Raw genomic sequence first — 17,327 nt, forward strand, 5'->3', positions numbered from 1 at the left:
GTCGTCCTTTCAAAGTTATAGGTCTTTTTTTATAGGGAGGTTTTTATGGAATACAAAAATGTTTTTGAAGAGCTTGTTGACAGAGGATATTTTGAACAAGCAACTTATGAAGAAGAGTTAAAAGAATTGTTATCTAAAGAAAGAGTTAAATTTTATATCGGTTTTGATGCGACAGCAGATAGTTTAACAATCGGACATTTCATTCAAATAATGGTTATGAAGAGAATGCAAAACTACGGACATATTCCAATTGCTCTTTTAGGAGGGGGAACTACAATGATAGGCGACCCTTCAGGAAGAAGTGATATGAGAATGGTAATGACTGAAGAAAAAATCAATCACAATGCTCAAAGATTTTTTGAACAACTTTCAAGATTTATCGACTTTTCAGATGGAAATGCAATTATTGAAAACAACAAAGATTGGCTTTTAGATTTGAATTTTGTAAAATTTATGAAAGAAATTGGAGTGCATTTTAGTGTAAATAAAATGCTTACTTGTGATGCTTACAAAAATAGAATGGAAAGAGGACTTACATTCTTCGAATTTTCATATATGTTAATGCAAAGTTATGATTTCTTACATCTTTACAGAAAACATGGTTGTAAATTACAACTAGGTGGTAGCGACCAATGGAGTAATATTCTTGGTGGATATGACTTAGTTAGAAAGATTGAACAAGATAAAGTTTATGCTATGACTTTCAAACTTTTGACAACTGCTGACGGTGTTAAGATGGGTAAATCTCAAAAGGGCGCTATTTGGCTAGATGAAGAAAAGACTTCTCCTTATGAACTTTTCCAATATATGAGAAATGTTGATGATAGAGATGTTGAAAAATTCTTACTTATGCTAACATTCTTGCCAACTGAAAAATGCAAGGAATTAGGTCAATATAAAGATGAAAAGATTAATGAGGCAAAAGAAATTTTAGCTTTTGAAGTAACAAAAATTATTCATGGCGAAGAAAAAGCTCAAAAAGCATTAGAAACTGCAAGAGCATTATTTAGTGGCGAGCTTTTAGATGAAAATATGCCTTCAACTGAAATTAAAAAATGCAATTTTGAAAATGAAGAAATTGGAATTTTGGATTTAATTAGAATTTGTGGTCTTTCAAAATCAAATGGAGAGGCTAGAAGACTTATAGAACAAGGTGGAATTTCTTTAAACGGAGAAAAAATTACAGATACAAATACAAAAGTTTCTCTTAACTTGGAAGAAATTGTTATTAAAAAAGGTAAAAAAGTATATCACAGAGTAATTGTTTTATAGGAGTTTTTGATGAAAAATGAAGATATATATGTTGTAGGAATTGCCGGAGGTTCTGCCTCCGGTAAGACTACAATTATTGAAAAATTAAAAAAACAATTTAAAGATGAAATTGTAATGATTAGCCACGATTTTTATTACTGGGCAAATGATGATAAGACAATGGAAGAAAGAGTTAAGTTGAATTACGACCACCCAAAATCATTTGAAACTGAAAAACTTATTGAAGATTTAAAAGTTTTAAAATCTGGAAAAGAAGTTGATCTTCCGATTTATGACTTTACGATTCATACAAGAAAAAAAGAAACTCTAAGAGCATATCCAAGACCTGTAATAATCGTTGAAGGGATTTTGATTTTGGAAGATGCAAGACTTAGAGAGCTTATGGACTTAAAGGTTTATGTGGATACAGATGCAGACGAAAGACTAATCAGAAGAATTTTAAGAGATACAAAAGAGAGAGGGAGAAGTCTTGAAAGTATTTTGACTCAATATCAAAATACAGTTAAACCAATGCACGAAGAATTTATCGAGCCAAGCAAAAAACACGCCGATATAATCATTCCTCGTGGCGGAGAAAATGCTCCTGCAATAAAAATGTTGGTGCAACATTTAAAGACTTTTTTAAATAAAAATGAAAAAAAATAGCAAAACAAATGTATGTAGAATTTTAGATAGCAAAAAAATAAAATATGATTTTGTTGTTAGAGAAGAAACTGAAGAATTTGAAGAAATAGGAATTGACAGGAATATTTGTTTTAAAACACTTGTCTTAGAGGGAAGTGATAAAAATCATTATGTCTGTGTCATTCCTATTGATGAGCATTTGGATTTGAAAAAGGCAAGTAAATACTTTGGAATAAAAAGTATTAAAATGATTTCTCAAAAGGAACTTGAGCCACTTACTGGATATGTTCATGGTGGTTGTAGTCCGGTTGGAATGAAAACAAAATTTAAAACGGTTTTTGACAAAAGAGCAAAGACTATGGAAAAATTTTTGATTAGTGCCGGAAAAGTTAGAAATTCCCTTGTCGTAAATCCGATTGAATTTGCGTTGTTTTGTGATGCAGATTTTACAGATTTGGTAGTAGAGTGATGATAAATTGTATTATACTTGCAGGAGGAAATTCCAGAAGAATGACCTTTCCTAAGGAATTTATAGAAATTGACGAAAAATATCTGGTGCACAATTCAATAGAAATTTTAAAAAATATTTTTGAGGATATAATTGTGGTTTCAAATAATAAAGAGCATTACAAAGATTTAAAAGTTAAAGTCGTTAGAGATATTTTTTACAAAAAAGGACCTATGGCAGGACTTCATAGTGGGCTTTGCTATTCTGAAAGTGAATTTTCATTTTTGACTGCTTGTGATATGCCGAATATAAATGAGGATTTTATAAGATTTTTAATTTCTAAGCTGGATAAAAACTTTGACGGAGTGATTTGCGTTTCAAAGGAGAATAAATTACTTCCTATGAATGCAATCTACAAAAATTCTCTAAAAGAAAATTTGCGTGAAGAATTACTCAAAGACCACCGAAAATTTGTAAAATTCATCGAGGACAATAAATTTAAAACTATACCTTACGAAGATTGGAAAAAATTTGACAAACAAAACATATTTGAAAATTTGAATACAATTAGCGAATTGGAAAAATTTAAAATGGAAAAGAATAATAAAATAATTTAGAGAATTTAATTATTATACCATTATTATGCACTTATTAAAGTTATATTTTTTAGTTGTTACTTTTAATAAGTGTAATTTTTTTGAACAAAAAAAGTTGAGGAGTTTTTCTCCTCAACATAATTTATTTAATTACATTTTTTATTTAAAATTTAGTTATTTTGTAATTATTCTTCGATATAATTTTTTTCTCCACCAGCATGTCTTTGGTCTTCGGGTGGTAATTGCATGTATGTATCTCCAAACTCATAAGTCAAAAATTCTTTGTAATGGCTAGGAGCTTTGAAGATTTTTCCATTTATTTCTACATCAGTTAAATCGTATAACCATTCTGTTTTTAATGTAGCATCTTTTTTGAATTCATGAATAACGCTACAACAACAATATTCTGAATTTTTTAAATTAACTTTTTTTGATTTTTCATCAATTTTTTTATTCCAATCTGATACTTTTGTTGTTTTGTATAAAAGTAATCCTAAAAATCTTGGAATATTTTTTAAAAAGTAATTTTTGTTTTTTATTCCTGTAAAATTATATACAGATAATTTTCTTTTTCTATTTAAGGCTATAATATTGTTTTTATCTTCTGTTTTTTCTACATATCCGTCATAAGGAAAAACATCGATACAAGTACCTAATTGTAAGTTTTGATATCTTAAATTGTGTTCTCTATATGTTCTATTATCAAAAACTCTAAAATAAGGGAAAGGATATTCTTTACAATTTTTATAAGAAATAATTTTATAATGTGGATGATTCTCCTTTTCTAATACGCTATAAAGTTTTTCATATTCATCTCTTGCTAAAGATATGTCCAAGTCATCATCCCAAGGGATAAATCCCTTATGTCTTACTGCTCCTAATAGAGTTCCAAAGTCTACGAAATATTTTATATCATTTTTTATACAAATATTATGAACATATTCTAAAATATCTAATTCTATATCTTGTACTTCTTTTATAGATAAGATTCTTTTGCTCATGGTTAAACACTCCTTTTTCTGTTAAATATTTTTTTGAATGGTTTTAAAAATGCATTTAAAACGTAAATCATTAAATCGTCTTTTAATAAAACTAATGCAACTATATAGTAAATTACACAAATTATGATTGTAACAAATGAATTTAATAATAATGCTTTGTTTACAATCATTTTGTAAGGGAAAAATTTTGTAACTACAAATGATATAGGAACAAAACCTAAAGATATACTTACATATTTTATTAAATTTTTAAATATTATTTTCATATTCATAAGATGTAATCTTTTTATAAATAAATATTCTAATATTAAAAGAACTAACTCTGCTATTATTGTAGTAATTATATAGTATTCCGGTGAAGTAACTCTATTATAATATAAAATCATATTTAATAAAAAGTTTGTTCCACCACCTAAAAAATACAAAATAGTTAAGTTTTGTTCATACCTATTTACCATTATTATCTGAGTTCCAAAAATAATTTCACTTGCCCAACCAATAGTCCTTATGGCAAATAGTGTCGTACATATTCCTGCCATTGCATATTTTTCGCCACCATATATAAGTGTAGCTTGTGTTCCTACAACTGCTAATCCTATTCCTATAGGAACTAGGAAAAAGTTAAAAGCTCTACTTCCTTTATTTACTAAATCTTCATAAGCATCTTTGTCTCCTATTCCTAGATAATATCCGAGTCTTGGGACACTAACACTAACTGCACCACTTACAACTCTTGCGAGTAATGTAGCTAAATTATATCCTTGAACATAGTATGTTACATGTTCCGGCAAAGATATTTTAGATAAAAATATTTGGTCTAAAGTTGTATATAACATATTTGCATTTGCTATTAATAGAGTCGCAAAAAGAGGTCGGATTAATCTTTTTAAATTTTTAACTTGTATCCTTACAAAACTAACATCTTTTTTTATCCAAAAGAAACTCATTAAGTAGTTTAATAGAGTCGTAATAGACATAATCAATGTATAAGGTATTATATCATTTTCGGTTTTTACAAATAGGAATATGGATACTAGCATTATTACTCTTATAATTAATGTTTTATATAGTATAAATTTATAATTTTCAAAAGCTTCATTTAACCATTCAATGTAGAAAACTTGAGAAAAAATCTGAATACCCATAATCGCATAAAGTAGATTAAGGCTACCAAGACTTTGATTAAAAATATATAAATAGTATATTCCTGTCGTAATTACGGTACATATTATTGAAATGTAAAATAATTCAGAAAAAACTTTATTCAAAGCGTCTTTTCGGTCTTTTACTCTACTGATTTCTCGAATACCATAATTATATACACCTAGTGTTGCAAAAGGGATAAATACATTAATTAAAGTGTTTGATACATTAAAATTACCATAAGCAGTTTTGTCTAATACTCTTGAAATATATGGAGCTGTAATCAAAGGAAAAACAATATTTAAAATACGAACCATCATATTTGTAAGAGCATTTAATTTTATATCTTTCACGCTTTAACAAGCCTCCTTATAGGATTATTTTTTCCAAACTTTAAAGCTATGATGTGTAACTTGTTTGTCTAAAGGTGGTAGTTGCATATAATCACCATAATCTGTTCTTAAGATTTTATCATACTCAACCGGCACTTTATACATTTTTCCACAAAATTCATGGTTCATAGTTTTGTCAAACCATTCTTTTTTCATAACAGGCTTTTTCATATCTTTACATATTACATAATCTGCAAATTCAGAATTTTCAACTTTTCTTGACATAGCAAGTTTATCAATTTTTTCAACATATTTTCTAGTATTAGTAAGAGAAAAAACAATAACACATAAATTTCTTATGATTGTACTTATAATGCTGTTTTCATTATATATTCCATAGAATGTATAGCAACTTAATTGTCTTTTCTTTATTAGTTTAGTCATTTTGTTTCTTATATTTTCATCGTCATTATGACCATCTATTGGAAAAATATCAACATAAATTCCCATTTTTGAATCAGTTAAAATATCAGATTCTAAAAGGTAAGTTTCATTATTTATAACTTTCATGAAAGGATATACATAATTTTTATTGTTTTTGTAAGACATTAATTCAAATTTTTTATCAGGATTTTGAATTAAATAGTCTTGTAATTTTTCATAATCTTCTCTAAGCATACAAATATCTATATCATCATCCCAAGGGATAAATCCTTTATGTCTAATTGCACCAATCAAAGTGCCATAGGCTAACCAATATTTTAAATTTAATTTATTACAAATTTCTACAATATAGTCTAAAATTTCAACTTCTAAACTTTTTAACTCATCTAATGAAGTTATTTCATTTTTTTTGTTGTCCATATTTTTTTCGTCATTGCAAAGAGACAATCCATATCCACAAATAAACCAGAAGAAAATATTTATAAAGTTTGTGGAGTATATAATTGTACTTTCAAACAACTGTCCTAACATTATTGTAAAAAATATTAAAATGAAAATTTTTGTATATGAATTTGTACCTTTTATTAAATATTTTAAGAATCTATAATTTAAATATAAAATTATAGCTGAAAATGAAATCAAATTCAAAATTCCACCGGAAACTAAAACAGTTATAAATATATTATGGAAGTTTCCTCCTTTTAGTGAATTACTTATAGAATATTTATTAAAAAATCTTTCATAGTTTTCTGGAACATTTCTAACTCCATATCCAAAAATAGGTTTTTCCTTAGCCATATTAATTGCATTTTTCCAAATGTAAGTCCTACCACTAGGAGTTGAATCAGTTATTCTTCCTTTTAAATTTTCGTCTTTTAAAAGTTCGCTTTCTGCTATCATTTTATTTTCTTTTGGAATTATATTAAAATTTTTATCTAAAAATATTATTTCTGATTTAAAATTATTGTTGTATAAAATGGTAATGGCATTTACTGAGAAAATTATTGCAAATAACAATGCACAATAAACAAATCCCTTTATGATTCTTCTGTGGATTTTCGTTTCTCTTGTTACAAAGGCACAATATAGGATAATTGTAAATATAAGGCTTAATATAGCACCTCTACTCTGTTGTAAAGAAAAATATATGATTTGTAAAATTATATTTAATTTTAATACAAAAAAGTTTTTATCTCTATATCTATTTATCAATGATAAGGCTGTGAAAATACTTATATATGAGAAAATAGCAGCAGCATTTGGATTTATAAAGCCCCAAATTCTTCCGCCGAATACTCCGTAAAAATAATTTATTTCCTTGGATATAGCCCAAACAAATGATGTTCTAAATAAAAGTAAGATTATAGTAAACATTGCTAATACAAAAGAAAAGAATTGAACCATATAAGCAGTAATTTTAAATATTTTTTCCTTTGTATTATCATCAAAAATCGCCATAATTAAACAATATGCAAACATAAAAGCTATTTCAATTATATTTCCAAAAAAATTTCCTGATCTATTAACTAATGCTGTTATTGTTTGTGTTGCAAATAAACCGAATATCAATAAAATAAATGGTTTATCAAAAATGTTTTTTTTGTAATTTTTAAAGAAAACTACAAAAGTCATAAGAATAGTTCCTAAAGTTAAAACTTTATAAAAAATTTCAACTTTATTGTATATCAAAGAACTCATACTTAAAATTGATATAAATATGAATCCCAATTTTATATAAATTTCCAGATTTTCTATTTTTTTATTCATTTTACTCTCCTGATTATAAATTTCTATTTTTGTATTTTATACATTTCACATATAGTTTTTCTGAAATCATCAATAGACATAATGATAATTTTCTAAATTTTGTGAACCCCTTTATTTTTAGTATATTAAAAAAGTTTTTCTTTATTTTTTTTCTTAAAGACTCTTTTTCCCCTAAAAAATCATCGTTTTTAGCCAAAATAATTTTATCAAAAACTGTAAAATATGACCAATATTTTCGTTCCATAAGATCTATTTTTAATTTTGGAAATTTTTCGATTATCATATCAAAAATTTTTGAGTGAACTTTAATTGTATCAAATACTGAATCTTTTACTATATTTGTTGTAGCGCTGTTTTTATGATGAAGATAGGCGTAAACTTCTCGGTTTGAACATACTACATTTAATTTTTTTGACAATAATATTTCAGTTATAAGCAAAGCATCTTCAGCTAGTTTGTAGTTATCATTAAATTTTATTTTTTCAAAAAGATTTTTTCTAAAAAGTTTTGCAACCGGGAAAAAGGAAGTTTTCTTAGCTTTTAAAATTTCTTTCATTGCATTTTCATTATCCCAATTAGAAACACTTTCTTGAATTTCTTTAAAAATATAATTTTCATCAAATGTATCTACAACTTTTCCTATGGAAATATCAGCGTTAAATTTTTCTAAATTATTATATAATATTTCCAACATATCTTCTTTTATAAAATCATCTGAATCTATAAAAGTTATTAAATTTCCAGTTGAATTTTCTAATCCAAAGTTTCTAGTAGCAGAAACTCCACTGTTTTCTCTATGAAAAACTTTTATTCTATCATCTAAGTTTTTAATTTTATCACAAATAATATCACTATTATCTGTTGATCCATCATTTATTAATAAAATTTCAAAATTTGAATAAGTTTGATTTAATATAGATTTAACACATTTTTCTAAATATTTTTCTACATTATATACCGGAACTATTACACTAATCTTTTCGTTCATAGTTACTCCTTAATTAAATATATATTCATCTGGTAATTATAACATATTATGAAAATAAAAACAAAGTTTTATATTATTACAATGACAATTAAAAAAATTATATTTTCTTTTGTTTTTCGTAAAAATGTGATACAATAAATAGTTGTATGAATGGAGGAAATATGGGTTTAAGATTTTGTCCACTTTTTAGTGGGAGCGACGGTAATTGCTCATTTTTAGAGATTGACAATAGAAGATATTTGATAGATGCAGGTTTTAGTGGAAAGAAAATTGAATGTAATTTAAAACAATTGGGTGTTGACCCAAGTACGATTGACTTGATTTTTTTAACTCATGAGCATATTGACCATATTAGAGGCGCTGGTGTACTTTCAAGGCGTTACGATATTAAGATTTGTAGTAATGTTGAAACTTTAACTGCCGGTGCATCTAAGCTTGGTAAAATTAAAGATGAAAATATTGTCGTTATCGGTACTGAAAAGAAACACAAGTTTTCTCTTTTTGATTTATATACTTTGGAAATTTCGCACGATTGTGCAAGGGGAATGGGTTTTGTCTTTAATACTGATTATGGTAAAATTACGCTTTTAACAGATACAGGAATTGTTACAAATCATATGAAGGAAAAAATTTATGGCTCAAAGATTTTTTATTTTGAGGCGAATCACGATTTGGAAATGCTTAAAAGAGGTCCTTATGATTATAATTTAAAGCAAAGAATTTTGGGAGAGTTTGGACATATTTCAAATGTTACAAGTGGAAATGTATTGTCCGAGGTAGTAACCGACAAGTGCAAAAAAGTTTATCTTGGACATTTAAGTGAAACAAATAATGAAGAAAAACTTGCCTATGATGAGGTATATAAGATTTTGAATGAGGAAAATGTAAGTCAATATACAAATCTTGAAGTTTCTAAAAGATTTGAAAATAGTAGTGTAACGGAAGTGTAATATGAATATAAAAATTTTATGCGTTGGGAAATTATCGGAAAAATTTTTCAAAGATGCATGTGAGGAATATAAAAAAAGAATTTCCGCCTTTTCAAAAATTGAAATTGTTGAAATTGCAGAGGAGAAAATTTTAACACAAACGCCAAGTAAAGCAGAAATTGAAAATGTGTTAAAAAAGGAAGAAAGTAGAATTTTGGGTAAAATTTCAGATAGTGAATTTGTTATAACTCTTGAAATTTTAGGAAAATCAATCGACAGCGAAACTTTTTCTAAATTTTTAGAAGATAAAATGAATGACGGTAATTCAAAATTCACATTTGTAATCGGTGGAAGTTTTGGCCTTGGAGATGAAATCAAGAAAAGAAGTAATTTTAAACTATCTTTTTCTAAATTTACACTCCCACACCAACTGTTTAGAGTTGTTTTGCTTGAACAAATTTACAGAGCTTTTAAAATAATGAACAATCAAATTTATCACAAATAGGAGAAACTTAGACTTAAATTTTAGGAGGTATTATGAGTATAGATATTAAAACTTATAAGGCAAAAAGACGCGATTATATATTATCAAAATATATTATAAAAGCTTTGAAAAAGCAAGGTGGGATTGCTACAAAGGAAGATATTGAAAATTATATAAGATTAAACTGCGATGAAATACCCGAAGGATATGTTGATTTTATAAAAAAATCTAAAAAAACAAAAAAAGAATATATGCCTTTTAAGTTTGATTTTAATTTTGCTATTAATTATTTAATAAGATTAAAATTTATTATCAGAGAAAATAAAAAAGTTATTTTAACAGACTTAGGGGCTAATTTAGATTATGAAAATTTTGATTTTTTAACAGAATATAAAAAAATAGAAAAAGATTTTAAAGAAAAAAAATTAAATAATAACATAGACATTGAACAAGAAAGACATACAGATGATAAAGAAGAAAAAATCTTTGATGATTGGAAAGATGAATTAAACGAAAGGCTTATGAATTTTAGTCCAGAAAAATTTGAAAAGTTTGCAAGACGACTTGTTAGAGAAATGGGAGTTAATATTGATGATAAAATCGGTATTTCTGTAACAAATGATGGAGGACTTGATGGATTTGGATATATCACATCTGATGAATTTAGAACCGCAAGAGTTGCAATTCAAGCAAAACGTTGGAAAGATATTGTTCAGGCACCTGAAATTGATAAATTTAGAGGTGCTATGGATAAATTTAATGCTGAATTTGGAATTTTTATAACTACTTCTGATTTTTCAAAAGGAGCAATAGAAACATCAAGAGTTGGTACAAGAGTTATTACTTTGATTAATGGGAAAAGAATAGCCGAGCTTGTTGCAAAATATGAGCTAGGAGTAAAACCGGTTATTACTTATATTTTTGATGATTTTTATTTATAGTAGGAGAAATATGGAAAACAAAAAAATAAAGGAAATAATGGAAAATAGAGAAAATAATTTACAGGCAACTTGTCCTGTTCTATTTCCGGAAAATGAAAGAGCAAGTCTTTCCGATATTGAAAGGTCGCTTATAAAAAGATATAGAAAGCATATTTGGTCAAAGTTTGTTAAGGCTATTAAGGAATATAATTTAATAGAGGATGGAGATAAGATTGCTGTTGCAATTTCCGGAGGAAAGGACAGTCTGATTATGGCTAAACTTTTTCAGGAGTTAAAGAAGAATGGAAAAGATAATTTTGAATTGGAATTTATCGCAATGGACCCTGGTTATCATCCGTCGATAAAGGAATTGCTTTTAGAAAATGCAAAGTATTTGGAAATTCCTTTGACTTACTATCCGGCAGATATTTTTGCTGTTGCAGATAAAATTGCAGGAGATTATCCTTGTTATATGTGTGCGAGAATGAGAAGAGGCTCGCTTTATGCAAAGGCAAAGGAGCTTGGCTGTAATAAATTGGCATTGGGACATCATTTTAATGATGTTATTGAAACGACAATGTTAAATTTACTTTGTGCAGGAAGTTTTAAAACAATGCCACCGAAGTTAAAGGCTAAAAATTTTGAGAATATGGAAATAATAAGACCTTTGTATCTAATAGAGGAAGAATACATAATAAGATGGATGAAATCAACTGGTCTTATGCCTTTAAACTGCGCTTGTATGGTTGCTGCGAAAAAAATCGGAAATAAAAGGTATCAAATTAAAGATTTAATCGAAAATTTGAAAAAAGATTTTAAAAATGTTGACAGTTCAATCTTTAGAGCCGGAGAAAATGTAAATATAAATTTACTTTTAGGTTATGAAATAAATGGCCATAAAGTAGATTTTAATGAAAAGTATGAAGAAAACAATCCATTTTATGAATAAGTTATAGGAGGATAGTATGTTTAAAAAATTTTTTGAAAATGTTATAAAGCCAAAGGAAAATTTTGGTGGTAAAGTTATGGTTAAAGGAATGAATAAGGGGCACGAAAAACTTGCAATTTGGGGAAGATCTTTTTTGAATATTAAAGAAGATGATAAGATAATTGACCTAGGATGTGGTGGAGGAAGAAATGTTCAATACTTTTTAACTAAAGCAAAGTTCGCCTATGGAATCGACTACTCAAAGATGAGTGTTAAGGTTTCAAAAGAATTAAATGAAAAAGAAATAAAAGAAGGAAGATGTGAGATTTTTGAGGGAGATGTTTCAAAAATTCCTTTTGAAGATGAAAGTATAAATATCGTAACAGCCTTTGAAACTATATATTTTTGGGAAGATATTGAAAAAGTTTTTAAGGAAATTTCCAGAGTACTTGTTAAAAATGGAACATTTTTGATTTGTAATGAAGGAAGTGAAAGAGAACATAAAAATATAAAAAAATGGGCTGATATGCTTGGATTTGAAGTCTATAATGGAGATACATTGGTTAAAATATTAGAAAATTTAGGATTTTCAGCTGAATATCATTTAGATAAGAAAGAACATATTGTAGTTGTCGCTAAGAAACTTTAATTAAAACAGCTTTAGGGCTGTTTTTTTAGTGCTAGTATTAGAAGTTGATATAGAAAAATAGATATTAAAAAGGAACAGTGTAAAAACCGTTCCTTTTAGTTTGTTTTAAAATTGCTTGATTTTATTTTTTCTAATGTTGTTCTAACGATTGGAATTGAAAGTAATAAAATTGTTAAAAATCCTTCTGTTCCAATGTATGAAAAATTGTACCAGATTGAATAAATTAACGGATTCCAACCTTTTGGAGCATAAGAGCCGAAGAATACATAGCCTGAAAATACTGCAAATATAAATCTTCCAAAAATTGAAATTAGATAAGCGGGTATTAGCTTGTCTTTTTTCTTTGCAAATATTCCTCCAAGTCCAAGTGAGCCAAATGCTAAAATGTAATCAATGATTGCTTGGGTTGGTGTATAAACATCCGGCTTTATCAATAAGTTTAAAAGTCCGAAAGTTATTCCTGCTATAAGTCCAACTCTAAGTCCGAACATATAGCCGATGAAGACTATAAAAATCATTGAAAATAAAGTGATGCTACCTCCTTGTGGTAAACTAAAAAACTTTATTTGTTTTGCACAAATTCCAAGTGCCAATAAGATGGCAGAGTAAGTTAGTGCTTTTGTAGAAAATATTTTTTCATCTCTTCTAAAATAAAAGACGAAAAATAAAAATGCAAAGGAAATTAATAAAATTAAAGTTGTTTTTCCTTCTACACTCCCAAAAAATTTTCCAAAATTTTCCATAAAAAAAACCTCCTAAGATATTCACTAGAAAGTCACATAAAAAAGACTATTCAACTTCCCTACGTCAGCATTGTCTGAATCAGGTAAAAAGGGTATTTCTCAGCTTAATAGCACCCCTAGTGAATAAAAATATTTTTGTATTAGCATACCTCTTTTTGTTACCCATTTAATTTAAGTTTAAACATAAATTACTTATCTTTAGTTTATTATGTAAATAAATTATTGAGTAAATTTTACAAAAGTGATATACTTTATTTATGTATATTAATTTATTTTAAGGAGAAAATTATGAAAAAAATATTAAATTTGGCACATAGGGGTTTTTCTGGAAAGTATCCTGAAAATACTAAAATTGCTTTTTTAAAAGCGATAGAACACGGAAATTGTGATGGTTTTGAAACAGATGTTCACATGACTAAGGATAAAAAACTTGTAATAATTCATGATGATATGGTTGATAGGACTTGCTCTAATGGGAGTGGTTTTATAAAGGATTTGACTTCAACTGAGCTTTTACAAATGGAATTCGGTTCACATAAGGGAAGTGAATTTTTAGGTGAAAAAATTATTTTTTTAGATGAACTTTTACAAATTGTAAAGGATAATAAACTTTTTGTAAATTTAGAGTTAAAGAACAATTATGTTTTTTATGAGGGTTTAGAAGAGGCTGTTATGAATATGGTAAATGAATTCGGACTAAAAGATGATGTAATTCTATCTTCATTCAATCACGAATCAATGGAGCTTTGTAAAAAAATTGACCCAAGTTTTAAAACTGGATTGCTTTTTGAAAGTCCTCTTATGAATACTGTTGAGTATATGAGAGGAATTAAACATGAGGCAGTACACCCTGGATATTATATGCTTTTACAAAAGCCGTCTTGGGTGTCTGAGTTTAAAAAAATGGGACTTGAGATAAATACTTGGACAGTAAATGATGAAAATTATATGAGATATTTAATTGAAATGGGAGTTGATGCTATTATTGGAAATTTCCCTGATTTAACTTCAAAAGTTTTGAATAATTTATAAAAAAATCTTTAAAAGTCTTGTAATTATTCATATCTTGTGATATAATATTTGAGTGCCGTTTTATGGCATTGTGATATTTAAAAAGCCTTGTCTTTTTACAATATCAATCGCATAGCAGTCGAGGTTGCGATTAATAAGTCCTCGCCTACAAAATCGCTGGGTAGCGATGTCTAAATAACCCAATATTGTAAAAAGAATTAAGGAGGAATGAAATGAAAAGTTACGTAGCAAAACCTTGCGATGTTAATCGTAAATGGTATGTAGTTGATGCAAAAGACGTTGTTTTAGGAAGACTTGCAACTGAAGTTGCTTCAATCTTAAGAGGAAAGAGAAATGTTAGATTCCAACCATCATTCGATATGGGAGATTATGTTATTGTTGTTAATGCTGAAAAAGTTAAATTAACTGGAAACAAATTACAACAAAAAGAACATAGATACTATACTGGATATTCAAATGGTTTAAAAGCTATTTCTTATGAAAAAATGTTACAAACTAAACCTGAAAAAGTTATTGAACTAGCCGTTAAAGGTATGCTTCCAAAGAATGTTTTAGGAAGACAAATGTTCAAAAAATTAAAGGTTTATGCTGGTCCAGAACATAATCATGAAGCTCAACAACCAGAAGTTTTAACATTAAATAAATAGGAATAGAAAGGAGATTTAACATATGGCAACTCAATATGTAGGAACAGGAAGAAGAAAAACTTCTGTAGCTAGAGTTTTCTTAACACCTGGAAATGGAAAATTTGTTATTAATAAACAAGATATAGATGAATATTTTGACTATGATACTTTAAAGGTAACTGCAAAATCACCTTTAGAAGTAACTGAAAGTCTTGGAAAATTCGACGTTTATGTAAATGTAAAAGGTGGCGGATTTACAGGACAAGCCGGAGCAATCAGACATGGTATTGCAAGAGCTTTATTAGAAGTTTCTGCTGAATTAAGACCTGTATTAAAAAGAGCCGGTTTCTTAACAAGAGACCCTCGTAAGAAAGAAAGAAAGAAATATGGTCTTAAAAAAGCAAGAAGAAGCCCACAATTCTCAAAGAGATAGGACTAATAATTTTAAAGTGTTGGAAATCCAACACTTTTTTTATTTTTTTATTTAGTTTTGATTTTTTTAAATTTCATTTAAGTTTTTAATACTATAATAATATTACATTAGTTAAGAAATTATTAAAATACATATAAATTCATATTTTAGTGTATTTATATTAATGAAATAAATTATATTGTTGAGAATATATTTTTATTAAAAGTTTTTGTTAAAAATTTTTTTAATTTAAGTTTACTTTAAGGTTAGTGGTTTAAAATATATTCAAGATAATAAATGATTTACATAGATGAGGTGATTTGTTATGGATAATGAAAGAGATAATGTCTTTGAAGAAGAAAAAACAGAAGATATTGAAACAAAAGAAAATGTTGAAACAAAAGAAAATGTTGAAGCAAAAGAAAATATTGAACCAACAGAAAATGTTGAAACAACAGAAGATGTTGAAACAACAGAAAATGTTGAAAGTTATGAAGAAGATATGGCTGAAAGGAAACAAAAAGCCAAGGAAAGATTATCTTCATATATAGATAATGTTGTTGAAAAAGAGTTTGAAAAGAGAAATAAAAGCAATAAGGTTAAATCTTTTTCAAAATTTCTTTTAGCGGTTGTTTTAGCTAGTTCAATAAGTATAGGTGGAACAAGTTATTATCTAAAAAATAATAACACTGAAAAATCTGTCTTAAATCAAGCTCCAACCGATCAAAATGCAAATACAACAAATGCAGATACATCAGGAAATACAACTGTAGAAAAAGCCGTTGCAAAAAAAGCTATGCAATCTGTTGTAGGTATAACAACTGTTGGAGTTTCTGAAGATATGTTTTCTGTTCAAAAACAAACAAGCGGGCTTGGTTCAGGGGTTATCGTAAGTAAAGAAGGTTATATTTTAACTAATAATCACGTTGTTGACCCTTCAAAAACAAAATCCGTAACAGTAATTTTAAGTGACGGAACAAAGCATGAGGCAAAAGTTTTATGGAGTGATAAAACTTTAGACTTAGCTGTTATTAAAATAGATCCTAAAGGACTAGATTTAAAACCTGTTGAATTTGGAGACAGTTCAAAAGTTTCAATAGGAGATAAAGCTATAGCAATCGGAAATCCGCTTGGTATAAATTTAAAATCAACTTTAACTTCCGGATATATTTCAGGAAAAGATAGAGTGATTACATTACAAGATGGCTCAACTATGGAAGGTTTATTCCAAACTGATGCGGCAATAAATCCTGGAAATAGTGGTGGTGGATTATTTAATGATAAAGGACAACTTATCGGAATAAATACGGCAAAAGCTGGAAATAGTGACGGAATCGGATTTTCAATTCCTTCAAATTTAGCTAAACCTATTTTAGAACAAATAATTAAAAACGGTAAGTTTGAAAGTGTATCACTTGGTATTAGAGGTATAGATGTTTCCAGATATAATGTATTAGGACAAGAAAAATTACCTGTTGACTCAGGTGTATATGTTCATGAAGTCCTATCCGGTTCTCCGGCAGATTCTGCAGGACTTAAACCAAAGGACATTATTACAAAAGTTGGAGATATGGCTGTTAGTTCAAACTCAACTTTAAAAGCTGCCTTATTGAACTATAAGATTGGCGATAAAGTTAAAATTGAAGTTTACAGAGATGGAAAGACAACTACAATAGAAGTTAAATTCTCACAATTTGACTTAAATAAAGTTGAGAATAAGATAAAACAAAATCAAAATCAAAACAGTTTTAATCCAAACCGTAATCGTAATGGTAATTACAATGAAAATGAAGAAGATTTTGATGGAAATGATGATAACAACAGTAACAACAACAATTAATTAGCATATTAGTAGAGATTTTTTTATAAATCCTCCGTAAAAATAAATAAATGCGAAAAAGGTTATGAAAGTATTTTCATAACTTTTTTTGTTATATAAATTTTTTAAGTATTTAGTTAATTTTTTTAATAAATTTTGTGTAAAAGTAT

General features: G+C 27.4%; 18 protein-coding genes and 1 riboswitch. Of the genes, 13 read left to right on the forward strand and 5 right to left on the reverse strand.

Annotation, left to right across the window (positions count from 1 at the left end):
• Positions 1 to 45: 45 nt before the first annotated feature.
• From tyrS to ACKTSI_RS00845, 4 genes are read left to right on the forward strand one after another with little or no spacing between them, the layout of a single operon-like run.
• Positions 46 to 1,272, forward strand: a complete 1,227-nt coding sequence (tyrS, locus tag ACKTSI_RS00830) for a tyrosine--tRNA ligase (RefSeq protein WP_407862898.1) — start codon at positions 46 to 48, stop codon at positions 1,270 to 1,272.
• Positions 1,273 to 1,281: 9 nt separating this feature from the next.
• A complete protein-coding gene (gene udk, locus ACKTSI_RS00835; protein WP_068474876.1) occupies positions 1,282 to 1,917 on the forward strand; it encodes a uridine kinase in 636 nt (211 codons plus the stop codon).
• Entirely contained in the window at positions 1,904 to 2,365 is a 462-nt protein-coding gene (locus ACKTSI_RS00840) for a YbaK/EbsC family protein (protein ID WP_231723279.1), read from the forward strand. The genes udk and ACKTSI_RS00840 overlap by 14 nt, the downstream gene beginning before the upstream one ends.
• Entirely contained in the window at positions 2,365 to 2,961 is a 597-nt protein-coding gene (locus ACKTSI_RS00845) for a molybdenum cofactor guanylyltransferase (RefSeq protein ID WP_407862899.1), read from the forward strand. Before ACKTSI_RS00840 ends, ACKTSI_RS00845 begins: the two co-directional genes overlap by 1 nt.
• 164 nt (positions 2,962 to 3,125) lie before the next feature.
• On the opposite strand, the gene ACKTSI_RS00850 is transcribed toward ACKTSI_RS00845, so the two are convergent.
• Genes ACKTSI_RS00850 through ACKTSI_RS00865 form a run of 4 tightly spaced genes read right to left on the reverse strand, consistent with a single transcriptional unit; the run spans position 3,126 to position 8,615 of the window.
• Complete coding sequence (locus ACKTSI_RS00850) at positions 3,126 to 3,941, reverse strand: phosphorylcholine transferase LicD (protein ID WP_407862900.1); 816 nt, start codon at positions 3,939 to 3,941, stop codon at positions 3,126 to 3,128.
• Between the two features lie 2 nt (positions 3,942 to 3,943).
• The gene (locus ACKTSI_RS00855) at positions 3,944 to 5,437 is read right to left on the reverse strand and encodes an oligosaccharide flippase family protein (protein WP_407862901.1); all 1,494 of its coding nucleotides are present in this window, start codon (positions 5,435 to 5,437) and stop codon (positions 3,944 to 3,946) included.
• 24 nt (positions 5,438 to 5,461) lie between these two features.
• Positions 5,462 to 7,627: a LicD family protein gene (locus ACKTSI_RS00860; RefSeq protein WP_308577535.1), complete on the reverse strand. Its 2,166-nt coding sequence runs from the start codon at positions 7,625 to 7,627 to the stop codon at positions 5,462 to 5,464.
• 13 nt (positions 7,628 to 7,640) lie between these two features.
• On the reverse strand, positions 7,641 to 8,615 hold the full coding sequence (locus ACKTSI_RS00865) for a glycosyltransferase family 2 protein (RefSeq protein ID WP_407862902.1): 975 nt from the start codon (positions 8,613 to 8,615) through the stop codon (positions 7,641 to 7,643).
• 161 nt (positions 8,616 to 8,776) lie between these two features.
• Here ACKTSI_RS00865 and ACKTSI_RS00870 point away from each other — a divergent pair, with 161 nt between their 5' ends.
• From ACKTSI_RS00870 to ACKTSI_RS00890, 5 genes are read left to right on the forward strand one after another with little or no spacing between them, the layout of a single operon-like run.
• Positions 8,777 to 9,565 carry an MBL fold metallo-hydrolase gene (locus ACKTSI_RS00870; RefSeq protein WP_407862903.1) on the forward strand — a complete coding sequence of 263 codons (789 nt, stop codon included), beginning with the start codon at positions 8,777 to 8,779 and terminating at the stop codon, positions 9,563 to 9,565.
• A 1-nt stretch (position 9,566) separates the two neighbouring features.
• The gene (rlmH, locus tag ACKTSI_RS00875; RefSeq protein ID WP_068474882.1) at positions 9,567 to 10,049 is read left to right on the forward strand and encodes a 23S rRNA (pseudouridine(1915)-N(3))-methyltransferase RlmH; all 483 of its coding nucleotides are present in this window, start codon (positions 9,567 to 9,569) and stop codon (positions 10,047 to 10,049) included.
• 32 nt (positions 10,050 to 10,081) lie between these two features.
• On the forward strand, positions 10,082 to 10,969 hold the full coding sequence (locus tag ACKTSI_RS00880) for a restriction endonuclease (protein ID WP_407862904.1): 888 nt from the start codon (positions 10,082 to 10,084) through the stop codon (positions 10,967 to 10,969).
• A gap of 10 nt (positions 10,970 to 10,979) precedes the next feature.
• Positions 10,980 to 11,897 (forward strand): ATP-binding protein, encoded by a 918-nt coding sequence (locus ACKTSI_RS00885; protein ID WP_201275668.1) that lies wholly within the window; start codon positions 10,980 to 10,982, stop codon positions 11,895 to 11,897.
• Between the two features lie 16 nt (positions 11,898 to 11,913).
• Positions 11,914 to 12,525, forward strand: a complete 612-nt coding sequence (locus ACKTSI_RS00890) for a class I SAM-dependent methyltransferase (protein ID WP_068474887.1) — start codon at positions 11,914 to 11,916, stop codon at positions 12,523 to 12,525.
• 95 nt (positions 12,526 to 12,620) lie between these two features.
• Here the strand turns inward: ACKTSI_RS00890 and thiT are convergent, their stop codons facing one another.
• Positions 12,621 to 13,268 (reverse strand): energy-coupled thiamine transporter ThiT, encoded by a 648-nt coding sequence (gene thiT / locus ACKTSI_RS00895; protein ID WP_068474890.1) that lies wholly within the window; start codon positions 13,266 to 13,268, stop codon positions 12,621 to 12,623.
• A 39-nt stretch (positions 13,269 to 13,307) separates the two neighbouring features.
• Positions 13,308 to 13,396: riboswitch (TPP riboswitch) on the reverse strand.
• Between the two features lie 160 nt (positions 13,397 to 13,556).
• On the opposite strand from thiT, the gene ACKTSI_RS00900 reads away from it, so the two are divergent.
• The 4 genes from ACKTSI_RS00900 (at position 13,557) to ACKTSI_RS00915 (ending at position 17,178) form a co-directional block, all read left to right on the forward strand.
• Positions 13,557 to 14,300: a glycerophosphodiester phosphodiesterase gene (locus ACKTSI_RS00900; RefSeq protein ID WP_068474893.1), complete on the forward strand. Its 744-nt coding sequence runs from the start codon at positions 13,557 to 13,559 to the stop codon at positions 14,298 to 14,300.
• 212 nt (positions 14,301 to 14,512) lie between these two features.
• Positions 14,513 to 14,947, forward strand: a complete 435-nt coding sequence (rplM, locus tag ACKTSI_RS00905; RefSeq protein WP_068474896.1) for a 50S ribosomal protein L13 — start codon at positions 14,513 to 14,515, stop codon at positions 14,945 to 14,947.
• A 22-nt stretch (positions 14,948 to 14,969) separates the two neighbouring features.
• Positions 14,970 to 15,359: a 30S ribosomal protein S9 gene (rpsI, locus tag ACKTSI_RS00910; RefSeq protein WP_068474899.1), complete on the forward strand. Its 390-nt coding sequence runs from the start codon at positions 14,970 to 14,972 to the stop codon at positions 15,357 to 15,359.
• A gap of 304 nt (positions 15,360 to 15,663) precedes the next feature.
• Complete coding sequence (locus tag ACKTSI_RS00915) at positions 15,664 to 17,178, forward strand: S1C family serine protease (protein ID WP_407862905.1); 1,515 nt, start codon at positions 15,664 to 15,666, stop codon at positions 17,176 to 17,178.
• Positions 17,179 to 17,327: the final 149 nt, after the last annotated feature.

Source organism: Parvimonas parva, from assembly GCF_045866535.1.
In the GTDB taxonomy this organism is placed as follows: Bacteria; Bacillota; Clostridia; order Tissierellales; family Peptoniphilaceae; genus Parvimonas; species Parvimonas parva.

Bases quoted from the DNA above. Each gene is read 5' to 3' on its own strand.
- udk (WP_068474876.1), top strand. From the start codon at position 1,282: ATGAAAAATGAAGATATATATGTTGTAGGAATTGCCGGAGGTTCTGCC.
- ACKTSI_RS00915 (WP_407862905.1), top strand. From the start codon at position 15,664: ATGGATAATGAAAGAGATAATGTCTTTGAAGAAGAAAAAACAGAAGAT.
- rpsI (WP_068474899.1), top strand. From the start codon at position 14,970: ATGGCAACTCAATATGTAGGAACAGGAAGAAGAAAAACTTCTGTAGCT.
- ACKTSI_RS00880 (WP_407862904.1), top strand. From the start codon at position 10,082: ATGAGTATAGATATTAAAACTTATAAGGCAAAAAGACGCGATTATATA.
- ACKTSI_RS00840 (WP_231723279.1), top strand. From the start codon at position 1,904: ATGAAAAAAAATAGCAAAACAAATGTATGTAGAATTTTAGATAGCAAA.
- tyrS (WP_407862898.1), top strand. From the start codon at position 46: ATGGAATACAAAAATGTTTTTGAAGAGCTTGTTGACAGAGGATATTTT.
- ACKTSI_RS00860 (WP_308577535.1), bottom strand. From the start codon at position 7,627: ATGAATAAAAAAATAGAAAATCTGGAAATTTATATAAAATTGGGATTC.
- rplM (WP_068474896.1), top strand. From the start codon at position 14,513: ATGAAAAGTTACGTAGCAAAACCTTGCGATGTTAATCGTAAATGGTAT.
- ACKTSI_RS00865 (WP_407862902.1), bottom strand. From the start codon at position 8,615: ATGAACGAAAAGATTAGTGTAATAGTTCCGGTATATAATGTAGAAAAA.
- ACKTSI_RS00890 (WP_068474887.1), top strand. From the start codon at position 11,914: ATGTTTAAAAAATTTTTTGAAAATGTTATAAAGCCAAAGGAAAATTTT.
- thiT (WP_068474890.1), bottom strand. From the start codon at position 13,268: ATGGAAAATTTTGGAAAATTTTTTGGGAGTGTAGAAGGAAAAACAACT.
- ACKTSI_RS00850 (WP_407862900.1), bottom strand. From the start codon at position 3,941: ATGAGCAAAAGAATCTTATCTATAAAAGAAGTACAAGATATAGAATTA.
- ACKTSI_RS00845 (WP_407862899.1), top strand. From the start codon at position 2,365: ATGATAAATTGTATTATACTTGCAGGAGGAAATTCCAGAAGAATGACC.
- ACKTSI_RS00885 (WP_201275668.1), top strand. From the start codon at position 10,980: ATGGAAAACAAAAAAATAAAGGAAATAATGGAAAATAGAGAAAATAAT.
- ACKTSI_RS00870 (WP_407862903.1), top strand. From the start codon at position 8,777: ATGGGTTTAAGATTTTGTCCACTTTTTAGTGGGAGCGACGGTAATTGC.
- rlmH (WP_068474882.1), top strand. From the start codon at position 9,567: ATGAATATAAAAATTTTATGCGTTGGGAAATTATCGGAAAAATTTTTC.
- ACKTSI_RS00900 (WP_068474893.1), top strand. From the start codon at position 13,557: ATGAAAAAAATATTAAATTTGGCACATAGGGGTTTTTCTGGAAAGTAT.